At 69.6% G+C, this 15,306-nt stretch carries 10 protein-coding genes; 5 read left to right on the top strand and 5 right to left on the bottom strand.

Features of this window, described 5'->3' with window-relative positions; genetic code table 11:
- Positions 1-83: 83 nt before the first annotated feature.
- Genes I55_RS21720 through hypF form a run of 3 tightly spaced genes read left to right on the top strand, consistent with a single transcriptional unit; the run spans position 84 to position 4,881 of the window.
- Positions 84-1,109: a HupU protein gene (locus I55_RS21720; protein WP_044562690.1), complete on the top strand. Its 1,026-nt coding sequence runs from the start codon at positions 84-86 to the stop codon at positions 1,107-1,109.
- A complete protein-coding gene (locus I55_RS21725; RefSeq protein ID WP_044562691.1) occupies positions 1,106-2,560 on the top strand; it encodes a nickel-dependent hydrogenase large subunit in 1,455 nt (484 codons plus the stop codon). Before I55_RS21720 ends, I55_RS21725 begins: the two co-directional genes overlap by 4 nt.
- Positions 2,560-4,881 (top strand): carbamoyltransferase HypF, encoded by a 2,322-nt coding sequence (gene hypF / locus I55_RS21730; protein ID WP_044562692.1) that lies wholly within the window; start codon positions 2,560-2,562, stop codon positions 4,879-4,881. The genes I55_RS21725 and hypF overlap by 1 nt, the downstream gene beginning before the upstream one ends.
- Before the next feature lie 16 nt (positions 4,882-4,897).
- Here hypF and I55_RS21735 read toward each other — a convergent pair whose 3' ends face one another.
- Entirely contained in the window at positions 4,898-5,788 is an 891-nt protein-coding gene (locus tag I55_RS21735; RefSeq protein ID WP_044562693.1) for a LysR substrate-binding domain-containing protein, read from the bottom strand.
- 112 nt (positions 5,789-5,900) lie between these two features.
- Between I55_RS21735 and I55_RS21740 the strand changes: the two genes are divergently transcribed.
- Positions 5,901-7,091: an MFS transporter gene (locus I55_RS21740; protein ID WP_044562713.1), complete on the top strand. Its 1,191-nt coding sequence runs from the start codon at positions 5,901-5,903 to the stop codon at positions 7,089-7,091.
- A gap of 14 nt (positions 7,092-7,105) precedes the next feature.
- Here I55_RS21740 and I55_RS21745 read toward each other — a convergent pair whose 3' ends face one another.
- The 3 genes from I55_RS21745 to I55_RS21755 form a co-directional block, all read right to left on the bottom strand.
- Positions 7,106-8,740: a carboxylesterase/lipase family protein gene (locus I55_RS21745; RefSeq protein ID WP_044562694.1), complete on the bottom strand. Its 1,635-nt coding sequence runs from the start codon at positions 8,738-8,740 to the stop codon at positions 7,106-7,108.
- A complete protein-coding gene (locus I55_RS21750; protein ID WP_044562695.1) occupies positions 8,740-10,065 on the bottom strand; it encodes an MFS transporter in 1,326 nt (441 codons plus the stop codon). The genes I55_RS21745 and I55_RS21750 overlap by 1 nt, the downstream gene beginning before the upstream one ends.
- Positions 10,066-10,190: 125 nt before the next feature.
- Positions 10,191-12,830, bottom strand: coding sequence for a TonB-dependent siderophore receptor (locus I55_RS21755; RefSeq protein WP_044562696.1), 2,640 nt, complete (start codon positions 12,828-12,830; stop codon positions 10,191-10,193).
- Positions 12,831-13,054: 224 nt separating this feature from the next.
- Between I55_RS21755 and I55_RS21760 the strand changes: the two genes are divergently transcribed.
- Complete coding sequence (locus I55_RS21760; RefSeq protein WP_044562697.1) at positions 13,055-13,747, top strand: TetR/AcrR family transcriptional regulator; 693 nt, start codon at positions 13,055-13,057, stop codon at positions 13,745-13,747.
- 13 nt (positions 13,748-13,760) lie between these two features.
- On the opposite strand, the gene I55_RS21765 is transcribed toward I55_RS21760, so the two are convergent.
- Complete coding sequence (locus I55_RS21765; RefSeq protein WP_044562698.1) at positions 13,761-15,245, bottom strand: AMP-binding protein; 1,485 nt, start codon at positions 15,243-15,245, stop codon at positions 13,761-13,763.
- Positions 15,246-15,306: the final 61 nt, after the last annotated feature.

Consider the following 15,306-nt stretch of genomic DNA (forward strand, 5'->3'; position numbering starts at 1 on the left):
ACATGGCGGAAAGCTGGGCGGCAGCCTCAGCTACGCCACTGCCGAGGGCGGAGGGGCCGCCTTCACCCTGAAGGTGCCGGTCGATGACCGCAACGTCTGAACCGGGCCGCCCGCTGAGGCTGCTGTGGCTGCAGTCCGGCGGCTGCGGTGGCTGCACCCTGTCCCTGCTGGGGGCGGAGAAGCCGGACCTGCTGACGGCGCTGACGGCGGCCAACGTGGAGCTGCTGTGGCATCCGTCCCTCAGCGAGGCGACGGGTGGCGAGGTCCGCGTCCTCCTGGAGGCGGCGGCCGCCGGCGACCAGCCGGTGGACATCCTGTGCCTGGAGGGGTCGGTCATCAACGGGCCGGGCGGCACCGGCCGCTTCCACCTGATGGCGGGGACGGGCAAGCCCATGCGCGACTGGATCGCCGCCATCGCCCGCCGGGCCGGCTATGTCGTGGCCGTGGGCAGCTGTGCCGCCTTCGGCGGCGTCACCGCGGCCGGCGGCAACGAAGTGGAGGCCTGCGGCCTGGCCTATGACGGCACCCGCGCCGGCGGTCTGCTGGGGGCGAACTTCCGCTCCGCCAAGGGCCTGCCCGTCATCAACATCGCCGGCTGCCCCATCCATCCCGGCTGGTTCACCGACACCCTGCTGCAGATCGGCGCCGGCACCCTGACCCCCGGCGACCTGGACGAGTGGGAACGGCCGCTGGCCTATACCGCCCACTTGGTCCACCATGGCTGCGCCCGCAATGAGTTCTATGAGTTCAAGGCCAGCGCCGAGCAGCCGGGCGACCTGGGCTGCATGATGGAGAATCTGGGCTGCAAGGGGACGCAGGCGCGGGCGGACTGCAACATCCGTCCCTGGAACGGCGGCGGTTCCTGCCTGGACGGCAACTACGCCTGCATCAACTGCACGGCACCGGGTTTTGAGGAGCCGGGCCACGCCTTCGCCGTGACGCCCAAGGTGGCGGGCATTCCCATCGGCCTGCCGACCGATATGCCCAAGGCCTGGTTCGTGGCGCTGGCCTCCCTGTCCAAGGCGGCGACGCCGAAGCGGCTGCGCGACAACGCCGCGCGGCCCACGCCTGTCGTTCTTCCCCATGACAAGCGCAAGGACAGCGCATGAGCCGCCTGATCGTCGGTCCCTTCAACCGGGTCGAAGGCGACCTGGAGGTGCGCCTGGACATCAGCGCCGGCATGGTCGCCGACGCCCGCGTCGTCTCCCCCCTTTATCGCGGGTTCGAGGCCATGCTGGTGGGCAAGCCGGCGCTGGATGCGCTGGTCTATGCGCCACGCATCTGCGGCATCTGTTCGGTGTCGCAGTCGGTGGCGGCGGCGCGGGCGCTGGCGGCCACCGGTGCCGTGCCGCTTGCCGCCAACGGCGGTCTGGCGGTGAACCTGATCCACGCGGTGGAAAACGTCGCCGACCACCTGACCCATTTCTACCTGTTCTTCATGCCCGACTTCGCCCGCGCCGTTTACGCGGGGGAGGCCTGGCATGCCGACGCGGCCGCCCGGTTCGCGGCGGTGAAGGGGGATGCCGCGCGGGATTTCCTGCCCGCCCGGGCGGAGCTGATGAACCTGCTGGGCATCCTGGCCGGCAAATGGCCCCACACCCTGGCGGTGCAGCCCGGCGGATCGACCCGCGCCGTCTCCCGGGCGGAGCTGGCGCGGCTGGGCGCTGTGCTAGCCGGCTTCCGCCGCTTCCTGGAACGCACCCTGTTCGCCGACACGCTGGAGGCGGTGGCGGCATTGTCCACCCGCGACGCCCTGCTGGCCTGGGCGGAGGCGCGGGCGGTACGGGGCGATTTCGCCCATTACGTCACCCTGTCCCAGGCGGTGGGCCTGAACCGCCTGGGCCGCACCGACCTGCGGCACATGAGCTATGGCGCCTATCCCTCGGCGGAGGGGCCCCTGTTCCCGCGCGGGGTGTTCCGGCACCGCGTGGCCGGCGTGCTGCCGGTGGACCGCATCACCGAGGATGTCAGCCACGCCTGGTACCGCGCCGCCCCGGACGGCGCGCCGCGCTCGCCGCGCGATCCGGGGGCGCCGCCGGATGCCGCGCGGGAAGACGCCTATTCCTGGTGCAAGGCGCCTCGCCTGGAGGGGGAGGTGGCGGAGGTCGGCGCCCTGTCACGCCAGCTGGTCGCCGGGCATCCGCTGCCGCGCGACCTGGTGGCGCGTGACGGCGCGACGGTGGAGGCACGGGTGGTGGCCCGCCTGCTGGAGGTGGCATTGGTCACCATGGCCATGGAACGCTGGCTGCGCGCCATCGACCCGGCGGCCCCCTTCATCGACCACACGCCCCTGCCGGCGGCGGGGGAGGGCGCGGGCCTGACGGAGGCCGCCCGGGGCTCCCTGGGCCATTGGGTCAGCCTTCAGGGCGGGCGCATCGCCAATTACCAGATCATCGCCCCCACCACCTGGAACTTCTCCCCCCGCGACGCCGCCGGCGTGCCGGGACCGCTGGAGCAGGCTTTGCGCGGGGCTCCCGTCCGCGAGGGGGAGACGGAGCCGGTGGCGGTGCAGCACATCGTCCGCTCTTTCGATCCCTGCATGGTCTGCACGGTGCACTGATGGCGATCCCCGACGTCCTGGGGCGCCGCATCCGCGTGCGGGGGCTGGTGCAGGGGGTGGGCTTCCGACCCCACGTCTGGCACTTGGCGCGGGCACTGAATCTGGCCGGCAGCGTCGCCAACGATGGGGAGGGCGTGACCATTCACGCCTGGGGTGACGCAGCGGCGCTGGACAGCTTCCAGGGCCGGCTGCGTGGCGAGGCGCCGCCCCTGGCGCGTATCGACGCCGTCGAGGTGGTTGCCCACGACGGCCCGGCGCCCGATGGCTTCACCATCGCCGCCAGCGCCGGGGGCACGGTGCGGACAGGCATCGTGCCGGATGCCGCCACCTGTCCCGCCTGCCGGGCGGAACTGTTCGATCCCGCCGACCGGCGCCGGGGCTACGCCTTCGGCAACTGCACCCATTGCGGGCCCCGGCTGTCCATCGTCAGCGCGATCCCCTACGATCGCGCCAACACCGCCATGGCGGCCTTCCCCATGTGCCCGGCCTGCGCCGCCGAATACGCCGACCCCGCCAACCGCCGCTTTCATGCCCAGCCGACCGCCTGTCCCGCCTGCGGCCCCCGGCTGTGGCTGGAGCCGGCGCCGGACGCGGGGAGGGATCCGCTGGACGCGGCGGCGGCGCTGCTGCGTGGCGCCGGTATCGTCGCCCTCAAGGGCATCGGCGGCTTCCACTTGGCCTGTGACGCCACTAATCCCGACGCGGTGAGGGAGTTGCGACGCCGCAAGGCGCGCGACGCCAAGCCCTTCGCCCTTATGGCCCGCACGGTGGCGGAGGTCGGGCGCTATTGCCGGCTGGATGAGGACGCCCGCGCCCTGCTGGAGTCCCCCGCCGCTCCCATCGTGCTGCTGCCCTGCCGGCCCGATGGCGCCCCGCTGCCGGATGGACTGGCGCCGGACCAGGATCATCTGGGCTTCATGCTGCCTTACACGCCGTTGCATCATCTGCTGATGGCGCGCTTGGACGGCCCCCTGGTGATGACCTCGGGCAACCGGTCGGATGAGCCGCAGGTGATCACCAACGAGCAGGCGCGGGACCGCCTGGCCGGGCTGGCGGACGCCTGGCTGATGCATGACCGGGCCATCCTGAACCGCCTGGACGACAGCGTGGTCGCCGCCGGCTGCGGCGCGCCCGTCATCCTGCGGCGGGCGCGGGGGTACGCGCCAGCACCCCTGCCCTTGCCGCCGGGCTTCGGCGGGTTGCCATCGACCCTGGCCATGGGGGGTGAGCTGAAGGCGACATTTTGCCTGATGCGGAACGGGCAGGCCATCCTGTCCCAGCACATTGGTGACCTGGAGGACGCGGCCGCCCTGGACGACTACCGCGCCATGCTGCGCCTCTACCGCGACCTGTTCGACTTCACGCCGGCGGTGGTCGCGGTCGATACCCACCCGGACTATCTTTCCACCACGCTCGGCGCCGCGCTGGCGCGGGAATGCGGCGCCCGGCTGGTGCGCGTCGGCCACCATCACGCCCATATGGCCGCTTGTCTGGCCGACGCTGGCATCGGGTTGGAGGAGGGCGGGGCGGGCGTGTTCGGCCTGATCCTGGACGGCCTGGGCCTGGGCATCGACGGGACGCTGTGGGGCGGTGAGATCCTGCGCGGCGGCTATCGCGGCGTCGCCCGCGCCGCCCATATCGCGCCGGTCGCCCTGCCCGGCGGGGCGGCGGCGATGCGGGAACCGTGGCGCAACCTGGTGGCCCAGTTGCGGCACGCCTTTGGCGACGGCTGGCGGGACCGGGCCGGCGCCGTGCTGGCACACCTTCCGGCCGGTGCCCCGGTGGCCGTGCTGGAGCGCATGTTGGAAACCGGCACCAACGCGCCGCCCTGTTCCTCGGCCGGCCGGCTGTTCGATGCCGTGGCGGCGGCGCTGGGTGTCCATCCCGCGCGCATCGGGCATGAGGCGCAGGCCGCCCTGGCGCTGGAGGCGCTGGCGCGCGACCATGTCGCCGCGGCGGAGCCCTATCCGGCGGCCCTGGGCGGGGACGATCCGCTGGTGATCGACTGGGCGCCGATGTGGCAGGCGCTGCTGGCCGATCTCGCCGCCGGACGGGCGTCCGGTTGGATCGCCGCCCGTTTCCACCTGGGCTTCACCCAGGCCCTGGCCGACGCGGTGGCGCGGGTGGGGGCCGGCCCCGGTGCCCTGGTGGCGCTGTCCGGTGGTGTTCTGCAAAACCGCATCGTCCTGGCTGACCTCCAGTCCCGCTTGCGCGCGGTGGGCTGCCAGCCGGTGGCGCATGGGCGGGTTCCGGCCAATGACGGCGGCCTGGCGCTGGGCCAGGCCGTGCTGGGCGCCCTGGCCACCCTGTCCCCCGTATAGGATAGGTAGGCGCCTCTCATGCCTTTCCTTCGGCGACCAGCCAGTCGACCAGGCGCGTCAGGGCCGGCGATTTGTGCGCGTCGAAGGGGATCAGGGCGACATAGCCGGTGCGGGGCACGCGCAGCGCGGGGAAGGGCGTGAGGATGCGCCCGGCCTCCAGGTCGCCCTGCAGCACGGGGAAGGGGCCGATGCCGATGCCGAAACCGTCGGCCACCGCCTGCAAGGTGACGAAGAAATGGTCGAACACGCGGCGGCGCTGGTCCGGCCGGTGGGGAACGCCGGCGCGTTCCAGCCAATCCGCCCAGTCTCCCGGCCGGGTCTCGCTGCCCAGCAGCACGTGGTGCGCGACGTCGGCCGGGGTATGCAGGGGCAGCCGCTGGAACAGGGCCGGGCTGATGATCAGCGTGTCGGCTTCCACCAGGAAGGGCACCGCCTGGTATTGCGGCCACGCCTCCCGCGCCGCCAGGCCCCGCCGGATGGCCAGGTCGAAGCCGCCGCGCAATTCATCATGCACGGTCGTCGCCGTCGTCACCGTCACCTCCACCTCCGGATGGCCGGCGTGGAAGCGCTCCAGCCGGGGGATCAGCCAGCGCATGGCGAAGGTGGTCGGCGCGTTGACACGCAGGATGTGCCGCACGGCGGGACGGCCGCACGTCTCCGCCGCCGCGACCATGCGATCGAAAGACAGGCTGACCTCCGCCGCGAAGGCGCGGGCTGCGGCTGTGGCCACCATGCGCCGGCCGGTGCGCACGAACAGGCGTTGGCCCAGCCACATCTCCAGCGCCGCGATCTGCCGGCTGACCGCGCCATGGGTCAGGCCCAGCTCGGTGCCGGCCTCGGCGTAGCTGCCGGTGCGGGCGGCGACCTCGAAAACGCGCAGGGCGTTGAGCGGGGGCAGACGGCGCATGGTAACCCGTGAGAAAAGCCGACGGATTGTGTGATCGGGCTCAGGCTATTCGATGGAAACTCACGGGTATAGGGTTTTTGTCCTCTGCAGCGTGATCCGGATGCTGAACGCCATGACGACGGCCAACTGGGCGGAAAAGGAACAGGATGCTGAACCGTCTTCGCGGCGGCGCAACCTGCTGGGGGCCTGCCTCGCCCATCTGGTGCATGACGGCTACACCGACCAGCTTTACGCCCTGCTGCCTGTCTGGCAGGCGGAGTTCGGCCTGTCCTACGCCGCGCTGGCGGCGGTCCGCGCGCTCTATTCCGGAACGATGGGCGGCTTGCAGGTCCCGGCGGGGGAACTTACGGCCAGGCTCAACCCCCGTGCCGTCCTGGTGCTGGCGACGCTGATCGCCGCCGCCGGTTATCTCGTCATGGCGCTGCCCTTGGGGTTTCCCGGGCTGTGCGCCGGCCTGCTGGTGGCCGGCGTCGGCTCCAGCCTTCAGCATCCGCGCGCCTCATTGCTGGTCACCACCAGCTATGGCGGGGCGTCGCGGGGGCCGCTGGGCATCTACAACTTCGCCGGTGACCTGGGCAAGGCCATCTTCCCGGCCGTCGTCGCCCTGCTGTTGCCTGTCTTCGCCTGGCGACCCGTGGTCGGCGTCATGGCCGCGGTGGGCGTGGCGATGGCCGCCGGGCTGCTGGTGGTCATGCCGGTCCAGCCCGCCATGGCCCGGGCGGAAAAATCCCATGCGGGCGGCGGGGATGGCCGGGGCTTCGGCCTTCTGCTGGCGATTGGCGCCTTCGATACCGCGACGCGCATGGGGTATCTACTGTTTCTGCCGTTCCTGCTGCACGCCAAGGGCGGGCAGGAGGCCACCGTGGGTGTCGGCCTGGCGCTGCTGTTCGCCGGCGGTGCGCTGGGCAAGGCGTGTTGCGGCCGGCTGGGCCAACGCTTGGGCGTGGTGTGGGGCGTGGTCCTGACCGAAGGGGCGACGGCGCTGTTCATGCTGGCGACCCTGGCGGGCCCCCTGGGCCTGACGCTGGCCCTGCTGCCCTGCCTGGGCGTTGTCCTGAACGGCACGTCCTCGATCCTTTATGGGACCGTTCCGGAGCTGGCCAGGCGGGGGCGGGTAGGGCGGGCCTTCGCGCTGTTCTACACCGGCGTCATCGGCGCCGGCGGCATCGCCCCCATCGTCTACGGCGCCATCGCGGACCATTCCAGCCGGACCATCGGCATCGTCGCGGCCGCGTTGACGGCGGCCGCCATCATTCCCATGGTCCTGGCCTTGCGGCCCGTCCTGGGGCGGTCGCCGTCCTGACGATCGGGCGGGCGTCAGCAGTCTTTCCCGGCGCTTGGCAGCACGGGGGAGATGATGCCCGTGTTCCAGTTCCAGGGCATGGTGCCCGCCGCCCGGCGACGGCAGACGGTCGCCTCGTGCAGGGCGTACATGCCCGGCATCACCTTCCATCCCGGCTTGGGCGCGTCAACGAAGGCCATGTAGCCTTCGTCCTTGCCGAAGACGGGCCACGCCGGCTGGCCGTCCGCCACCGGCTTGCCGTCGCGGGCGAAGCTGGCCCAATAGTCGGTCATGGCGGCGGACAGGCGGTGTTCGGCGGGGGTGTCCGGCGCCTTGGGCCAATAGGGCGGGGTGTGCTCCATGGTGCCGAAGACATACGGGATTTCCGAGGCGTGGAAGGCATGCACCCCCTTCTCGTCCATGGCCGGATAGCCATGGTCGAAAAGATAGAGGTACCCCGGCTGGCCCAAGGCCATCTGTCCCCGCACCAGCCGTTCCGACGTCCAGGCGTACAGCGCGTCGCGGGTGGCCGCCAGCTCGCTTTCCTCGATGTTGGCGGATGGGTACAGCCGCAGGAACTGGTCCGCCAGGTCGCCGTACCGCTCGCGGATCATGCCTTCATAGGTCTTGGCGTCGGCGGGCGGCGGGGCGATCAGCCAGCGCAGCGACCGGATCTCGCCGCTGTTGAAACCGGTCAGGATGGGGACGGGCGCCTGTTCCCCCTTATCGAAGGTTTCCACCAGCTGACCGGTCAGCACCGTGCCGTCCACGGTGCCCAAGGGGAAGTAGTTCAGCTTCGCCGCCTCATCCACCAGGGTTTCGGGGTTCATGGCGCGCAGCGCCGCCACGTCCGTGGCGCCCACCTTGCCGGCGATGTAGGAACCGATGGCCTCCGCCGCGAATTCGCCGAAGTGGGGTTGCTTCAGCTCGGGCATGGAGATCATGTATCCGCTCTCCACGATGGCCTTGGCGAACAGGCCTTTCGCCTTGGGCGACGCCATCAGGTACATGACCGACAGCGCGCCGGCGGATTCGCCCGAGACCGTGACGTTGCCGGCGTCGCCGCCGAAGGCGCCGATGTTGTCATGGACCCAGCGCAGGGCGGCGATCTGATCCAGCAGGCCGTAGTTGCCGGACACGCCGTCCGGGTTCTCGGCACTCAGGCCCGGGTGCGCCATGTAGCCCAGCACGCTCAGCCGGTAATTGATGGAGACGACGATCACCCCGCGCTGCGCCAGGGCGGCGCCGTCGTACATCTCGTTATAGCCGTAGCCGTTCAGCAGGGTGCCGCCATGGATCCAGACCAGCACGGGGGCGTTCTTCGCGTTCTTCGGCGCTGTGATGTTCAGGGTCAGGCAATCCTCGCCCATCTTTGGGGGCGGGTTGGTGTAGAGGGTGACGGTGGCGGATTTCGGCTGCACGCAGGCCAGGCCTGGCGCGCTGGCGTCGCGCACGCCGGTCCAGGGGGGCAGGGGCTGCGGCGCCTTCCAACGCAGGTCGCCCACCGGTGGCTTGGCGTAGGGAATGCCCTTGAAGACGTCCAGGTCGCCGTTGCCGCGGCCCTCCAGGATACCGGCCGGTGCCTGCACCCGGGGATTGTCCTGCGCCAGGGCGCCAAGGGACAGCAGGGTGACGGCGCAGGCCGTCACACAGGGGAAAAGACGACGCATCAGTGGTCTCCGGTCCGATTGGCTTCACCCTTCAACACCCGCGCCAGCACCAGGAAAAGCGCGATGGCCAGGAAATAGAAGGGGACAAGGGTGTAGAAGGCGAGTTGCAGGGAGTTGCCGGGGTGGGTCGCCCGGAAGAAATCGCTGGCCGCACCCAGATAGGTGGGGCCGAAGCCCAGGCCGATCAGGTTCATGACCAGCAGCAGCAGGGCGCCGGACATCACGCGCTGGTTGGGCCGCACCTCCTCCTGCACCAGGGTTACGGCAGGGGACAGGAAGAAGTAGTTGAGGATGGTCGGCCCGATCAGGAACAGCAGGGCCAGTTGCCAGCCCGGCGCCCAGATGAAGGCCACGAAGAACGGCACCGCCCCCGCCAGCCCCAGGGCCGGCACCAGGGCGTAGGCCTGCTTGGACCGGCCGGCATGGCGGTCGACCAGCCGGCCGGACACCGCCATGCCGATGGAAATGCCGATGCCGATCAGCAGGGCGTAGTACAGCGCCACCTCCTGCAGGGTCATCCCCTTTTCCCGCATCAGGAACAGGACGGTGAAATTCATCACGGCATAGGTCACGAACTGCGTGGCGCCGCAGGCCAGCGACAGCAGCAGCAGGGCCGGCCGCCGGAAGAACATGGCGATGGTCTCGACGAAGCCGGCCGTGGCCTGCCGCGGCGCCGCGAGGGTCCCGGGGGGCGCCAGGTCCAGCCCGCCCCGCCGGGGCTCCCGGATGGTCAGCCAGATGATCAGCGCCGCCGCCACGCCGAACAGGCCCAGCACCTGGAAGGCGCTGCGCCAGCTGTAGGCGGCGGTGATGGAGGCGCCGAAGGCCACGCCCAGCGCCTGGCCCAGGGGCGGGCCCAGGTTGAACAGGCCCAGGGCCATGCCCCGCCGTCCCGGGGCGAAGTAGTCGGTGATGATGGCGTAGGAGGGGGGCACGCCGCCGGCCTCGCCCACGCCCACGGCCATGCGCGCCATGACCAGTTGAGGATAGGTCGCCGAGAAGCCGCAGGCCACCGTGGCGACACTCCACAGCGCGCAGGCGATGGACAGGACCCGCACCCGGTTGGCGCGGTCGGCCAGCCAGGCCACGGGGATCGAGATGAAGCAGTAGAACAGTGCGAAATAAAGGCCGCTGATCAGGCCCAACTGACCATCGGTGACGCCCAGGTCATCCTGGATGGGCTTGGCCAGGATGGACAGCAGCTGTCGGTCCAGGAAATTCAGGACATAGACGAAGCACAACGCCCCCAGCACATACCAGGCGCGGACGCCGGGCGGCGGGGCTGTGGCGGCCTGCGGGGGCAGGGTGGGGGAAACGATGGTCATGGCTGATACCTGGGTGGCCGCGAAAGGGTCGAAGGACCGTCGAACAAGTTTCCCATGGCCACACCGGGATGGTGTGGCCATGGGCGCGGCCCAGACGCCATCGGCCGCGTACGGGCGCATCGCCCCTAGAACGATTTTTTCAGATTGATGGCGGCGAAGCGCCCGATCGGATTGTAGTTGCTGCCGATGCCGTCCGTCGCGGGGAAGAACGGCGGCCTCTTGTCGAACAGGTCATTGATCTGCAGGGCCAGCTCCGTCTTTGAGGTGAAGCCGGTATCCGGCAGGGTCCAGGTCACGCGCAGATCGACCGTGGTGTAGGGATCGGTGCTGTACACAGCGGTGCCCGTGGGGGTGTTGAAGGCGTTGGTGACGCCGTCCTGGTAATTCACGAAACCCACCACGCTGACGGCCCCGATCGTGGCGCCCAGCGTGCCGCGGAAGGTCCATTGCGGCAGGCCCAGCTTCAGGCTGTCCGACACCGGGGCGGTGGGGGACAGCTGCGTGTTGAACTTGAAGATATAGTTGCCGGCCAGGCCGGCGAACACCGTGCCGAAGCTGACGGCGCGATGGTAGCCGAGGTCGAAGTCCAGGCCGTTGGTGTCGCGGATGCCGAAGTTGCCCAGACGTTCGTCCAGCAGGTTGCCGATCTGCGGCAGTGGTGTCGGCAGGTTCACCGGTGCGGCGATCCCCAGCAGGCTGGCCAGCTGCGCCGGTGTCGGGTTGCGGTAGACGATGGAGGCGAACGTCGGGTCGGTGAAGATGAGCGACGACGGCGGGACGCCGATCGCGCCATCGAAATGGACGTCGTAGAAGGTGGCGCCGGCGTGGAAGTCCGGCAGGAAACCGGGCTGCCAGTCGGCACCGAAGGAATACGTCCGGGCCTTTTCCGGCTGCAGGTCGTGATTACCGCCCAGCAGGTAGATGGTGTTGACCTGCGCCGCCCCCCGGCTGGGGTCGCGGGCGTAGATGGCCGAACTGGCGGCATCCAGGTAATAGGCGCCGACGGTGGCGCCCACCTGGCGCATGCCCGGCGCGCGGAACGACTTGCCGTAGGTGCCGCGGAAGGTCAGGCCCTCGACCGGGTCCCAGTTGACGCCGACCTTGGGGTTGGTCGTCGATCCGAAGTCGCTGTAGTGGTCATACCGGCCGGACAGGGACAGCGACAGGCGGCGCACCAGCGGCAATTCATTGCCGGCGCCGACAAGGGGCGCGAACAGTTCGCCGAAGGCGGAATAGATGTCGCGGTCCAGGTTCTCCGGCACCGAGGTGGCGCCGACGAAACCCCGTTGCGAGAACGTCTCGTTCCGGTATTCCCCGCCTACCGCGAATTTCAGCTGCCCGCCGGGCAGGTCGAGCAGCGGCCCGTCCAGCTTGACGGCGCCCAGGTTGGTGTGCTGGCGCACGGTGACGCTGGTGGAATAGTCGGTGATGGCGGCGACGACGCCGGGCGCGGTGCGCTGGCCGAACGGGTCCAGGGCGGTGGCCGCCGATGTTCCGGCCGCCGCCATCGCCAGCGCCACGGGGTTGACGCCGGGGATGTAGGCCACGTTCGTCGCCCAGTTGAAGGTGCCGTAGACGCTGAGGTTCAGATCGGCGGGCAACTGCACGTCGATGCCGGCCGATGAATTGCCCGCCCGGGCGTTGTCGGTGTTGGTGGCGTGATCGGCCCCGAACAGGTTGTCGGCACGATACAGCACCGTCTCATACACGGCACCGCTGCCGGGGGGCGCCTGGAAGAACGGGTTCGCAGCGGTGACCGTCAGCGCCTGTATGGGCAGGGCCGCCTGGATGGTGTCCTTGCGGTCCGAATACAGCAGGTCGGCCCAGGCGGTGACGTGCTCGCCCAGTTCCTGGCGGGCGGTCAGGTAGCCGCTGTGCATGCGCGACCGTGGGAACAGGTCCACCCCGGCGCCGTTATCGCAGTAATTCGTCGTGTTCGGGGCGAAGTTGGGCGCCGCGTACGGTATCGCGCCGGTCTGCGGCAGGTAGACGTTGGGGGAGGGGCAGTAGATCGACCGGGTGTCGACGCCGCCGGATGGGCGGAAGTCCTGGGTACGGTAATCCCGCTCCCCACCAGTGATGTTGTCGTTCTTCATGAACTGGTAGGCGGCCATGACGGACCCGGTCGCCCAGGCGTGGCCGATCACCCCGCTGGCGGAGGTCGAGTGGTAGCCGTCGGACAACCCATAGCGCACATCGGCCTCAGCCCCGGAGAAGCGCTGCCGGGTGATGAAGTTCACCACGCCGGCGATGGCGTCCGACCCATAGACCGAGGATGCGCCGTCCGCGACGATCTCCACCCGCTCGATCGCCAGGCTGGGGATGTTGGGATAGTCGGGGCTGGTGTCGTTGGCTGCGGCACCCACCAGCCGGTGGCCGTTCATCAGCACCAGCGTGGCGCTGGATGGCAGGCCGCGCAGGCCCGGGGCGAAGGGGCCGAAACCACCGACGCTGGCCCGGGGGGCGGTGTTGAAGCTGTTCAGCTGCGGCACGGTGGCCAACAGATCGGCGGTGGTGACCGCGCCGATGGTCTTGATGTCTTCGCTGGAGACGCTGATCAGGTTGGACCCCGTGGGCGGGACGCCCCGGATCCGGGAACCGGTCACGACGATCTCTTCCAGGACGGTGTCCGCCGCCGCTGCCTTGTCGGCGCCCTGCGGCGCCGGGGCCGCGGTCTGGGCCGTGCCGGGCCCGGCCGCCAGCAGCATCGCGGCCATCAGCGACACACCGGACAGCGCCAATTGTTTCGTGGCTTTCCCCGACATGCGAATTCCCTCCCCTGTTTAATTTATAGCTTTCCCAACCGGATACTCGACGGCCGCGGGCCCGTCAAGTTCATTCATTTAGCAGTAAATAAAAATTCTGCCTGGCCCACCCGATGGGCGGCTGATCCCTTGACCGGACGCGATCGCCGCCCCATCGTCGCTCCTGAACGATGGGGTGGAACGGCGTCTTTCCTGGACGCGCCCGATCAGGAAGGCCGGAGACCATGGCAGCAGAGCCGAAGCCCGAGGGGCGCCGCACGCGCGCTGAACAGCGGGCGGCGACCGTGAAACTGATCCTCGACACCAGTGAGGAGTTGTTCGCGCAGCTCGGTTATTTCGGGGTGACGATCAAGGACGTCGCCGACAGGATGGGCATCCATCCGGCGTTGATTCACTACTACTTCGATGGCAAGCGGGCGCTGTTCGACGCCGTTTTCCAGCGCCGCGTGGACTATGCGGTGGTCACCCGCACCGCGGCGCTGGACGAATACGAGGCGTCGGCCGGCGACCATCCGACCGTCGAGGGGGTGCTGCGCGCCTTCTATGAAGGGGCGTTCGACATCTACATCAACGGCGGGGAAGGCTGGCGCAACTTCGGCCGCATCTTCGCCCAGGTGAACAACGCGCCCGGCTATGGGGCTGAGGCGATGGACACCTATTTCGATCCCCTGGTGCTGCGGCTGATCAGCCTTCTGCACAAGGCCTTGCCGGACGCGGAGCCCGAGGATCTGTTCTGGAGCTTCCAGTTCACCTCGGGCGCCTACACGCTGATCCTGTCGCGCACCGGCCGCATCGACCGCCTGTCGAACAACCTGTGCGCGTCTGAGGATTTCGAGGCGGCGCGCGAGCGGTTCGTCACCTTCATGGCCGGCGGCTTCGAGGCCCTCTACAAGAGTCGGAAGCCCAAGGCGGGATGAGGCTGCCACGCCGTCAGCCTGGGGCGGCGCCGCTGCCCAGCCGGGCGTCGCGCAGGGCGGCCCGGCGCACCTTTCCGGCTTCGTCGCGCAAAGGCTCGCCGGTGAATTCGATGCTCTTGGGCAGCTTGAAGCGGGCCAGCCGCTCGGCCACGAAATCCAGCAGTTCCGCGTCGTTCAGCACGGCACCTTCCACCGTCTGGACGATGGCATGGACGCGGGCGCCCCAGTCCTCATCCGGCAAACCGATCACGGCGCTGGTCCGCACCGCCGGATGGGCGTCCAGCGCCGCCTCCACCTCGGCCGGATAGATGTTGGCGCCACCGGAAATGATCAGGTCGTTGCGGCGGTCGGACAGGTAGAGATAGCCGTCCGCGTCCACGCTGCCCAGGTCGCCCGTCGACTCCCAGTCGCCGACGCGCCGGGAGGTGCTGCCCAGGTAATGGTAGGTCGATCCCGGCCCCCCCTCCGGCCGGAAATGGATCTCCCCCACCTCGCCGGTCGGGCACTGCTTGCCCTCGGCGTTCAGGATCGCCAGTTCATATCCCTCACGGACACGCCCGACGGAACCGCGATGCGCCAACCAGTCCGTGCCGGAGATCATGGTCGACCCGATGGCCTCGGTCGTGCCGTAATACTCCCACACCCGCTCGCCGCCCAGCCAGCCGATCCACGCCTCCTTCAGCCAGGCGGCGCAGGGGGCGGCCATGTGCAGCATCATGCGCAGGCTGGGCAGGGTGAAGCGTGACAGCGTGTCCGGAGCCAGGCGCCAAATGCGGTGCATCATGGTGGGCACCATGGTGACCCAGTTCACCTGGTGGGCCTCGATCAGTTCCAGGGCGCGCAGCGCGTCGAACTTGCCCATCTCGACGATGGTGCCGCCCACGAACAGGCCGGTGAAGATGCAGTGGAACGGCGCGTTGTGGTACAGCGGCCCGGGGTTCAGCAGCACGTCCCCCGGACGCTGGCCCAGGAAACCGTCCTCCGGGTTCCATCGCGCCGGCATGGCGTCGACGATCACCTTGGGCCGGCCGGTGGAACCGCCGCTGGTGATGGCCTTCCAGTGTGGGGAGACGACCTCCGGCAGCGGATCGGTCGAATACCGGGCCAGGTCCAACCCCTGGTCGGGGCCCAGCACCGGGATGCTGGCTTCGGGCAGGGCGCCTACGAACAGCTTGGGCTGGACGATGTCAAGGATGGCTTCCATCTCCAACCGGGGAAGCTTGGCGGACACCACATTCGGGATGGCGCCCAGCTTCCAGATGGCGAAGGTGGTCTCATAGAACTCAAGGCCATTGGGTAGGGCCAGGGTGACGAAGTCGCCTTGGCCCACGCCCCGTGCCGCCAGCAGCCTCGCACACCGGTTCGAGCGCGCGTCCAGTTCGTCATAGCTGATGGAAACCCCATCCACGACCAGCGCCGTTTTGGCCAGCGTTGTTTGGGCGGACGACCGGCGCGCGTGGTGGGCCAGAATGGAACTGAGTGCGACATCATTCGTCATAGCGACAACGCCTTCTGGGAAGCCCTTTCCCCGGCCCCTCCCGCGTCTTTGGCGCGCTGGA

Origin of the sequence: Azospirillum sp. B4 (assembly GCF_000333275.1) — a bacterium.
Lineage (GTDB): Bacteria > Pseudomonadota > Alphaproteobacteria > Azospirillales > Azospirillaceae > Nitrospirillum.

Bases quoted from the DNA above. Each gene is read 5' to 3' on its own strand.
- I55_RS21735 (WP_044562693.1), bottom strand. From the start codon at position 5,788: ATGCGCCGTCTGCCCCCGCTCAACGCCCTGCGCGTTTTCGAGGTCGCC.
- I55_RS21760 (WP_044562697.1), top strand. From the start codon at position 13,055: ATGGCAGCAGAGCCGAAGCCCGAGGGGCGCCGCACGCGCGCTGAACAG.
- I55_RS21725 (WP_044562691.1), top strand. From the start codon at position 1,106: ATGAGCCGCCTGATCGTCGGTCCCTTCAACCGGGTCGAAGGCGACCTG.
- hypF (WP_044562692.1), top strand. From the start codon at position 2,560: ATGGCGATCCCCGACGTCCTGGGGCGCCGCATCCGCGTGCGGGGGCTG.
- I55_RS21720 (WP_044562690.1), top strand. From the start codon at position 84: ATGACCGCAACGTCTGAACCGGGCCGCCCGCTGAGGCTGCTGTGGCTG.
- I55_RS21755 (WP_044562696.1), bottom strand. From the start codon at position 12,830: ATGTCGGGGAAAGCCACGAAACAATTGGCGCTGTCCGGTGTGTCGCTG.
- I55_RS21740 (WP_044562713.1), top strand. From the start codon at position 5,901: ATGACGACGGCCAACTGGGCGGAAAAGGAACAGGATGCTGAACCGTCT.
- I55_RS21765 (WP_044562698.1), bottom strand. From the start codon at position 15,245: ATGACGAATGATGTCGCACTCAGTTCCATTCTGGCCCACCACGCGCGC.
- I55_RS21750 (WP_044562695.1), bottom strand. From the start codon at position 10,065: ATGACCATCGTTTCCCCCACCCTGCCCCCGCAGGCCGCCACAGCCCCG.
- I55_RS21745 (WP_044562694.1), bottom strand. From the start codon at position 8,740: ATGCGTCGTCTTTTCCCCTGTGTGACGGCCTGCGCCGTCACCCTGCTG.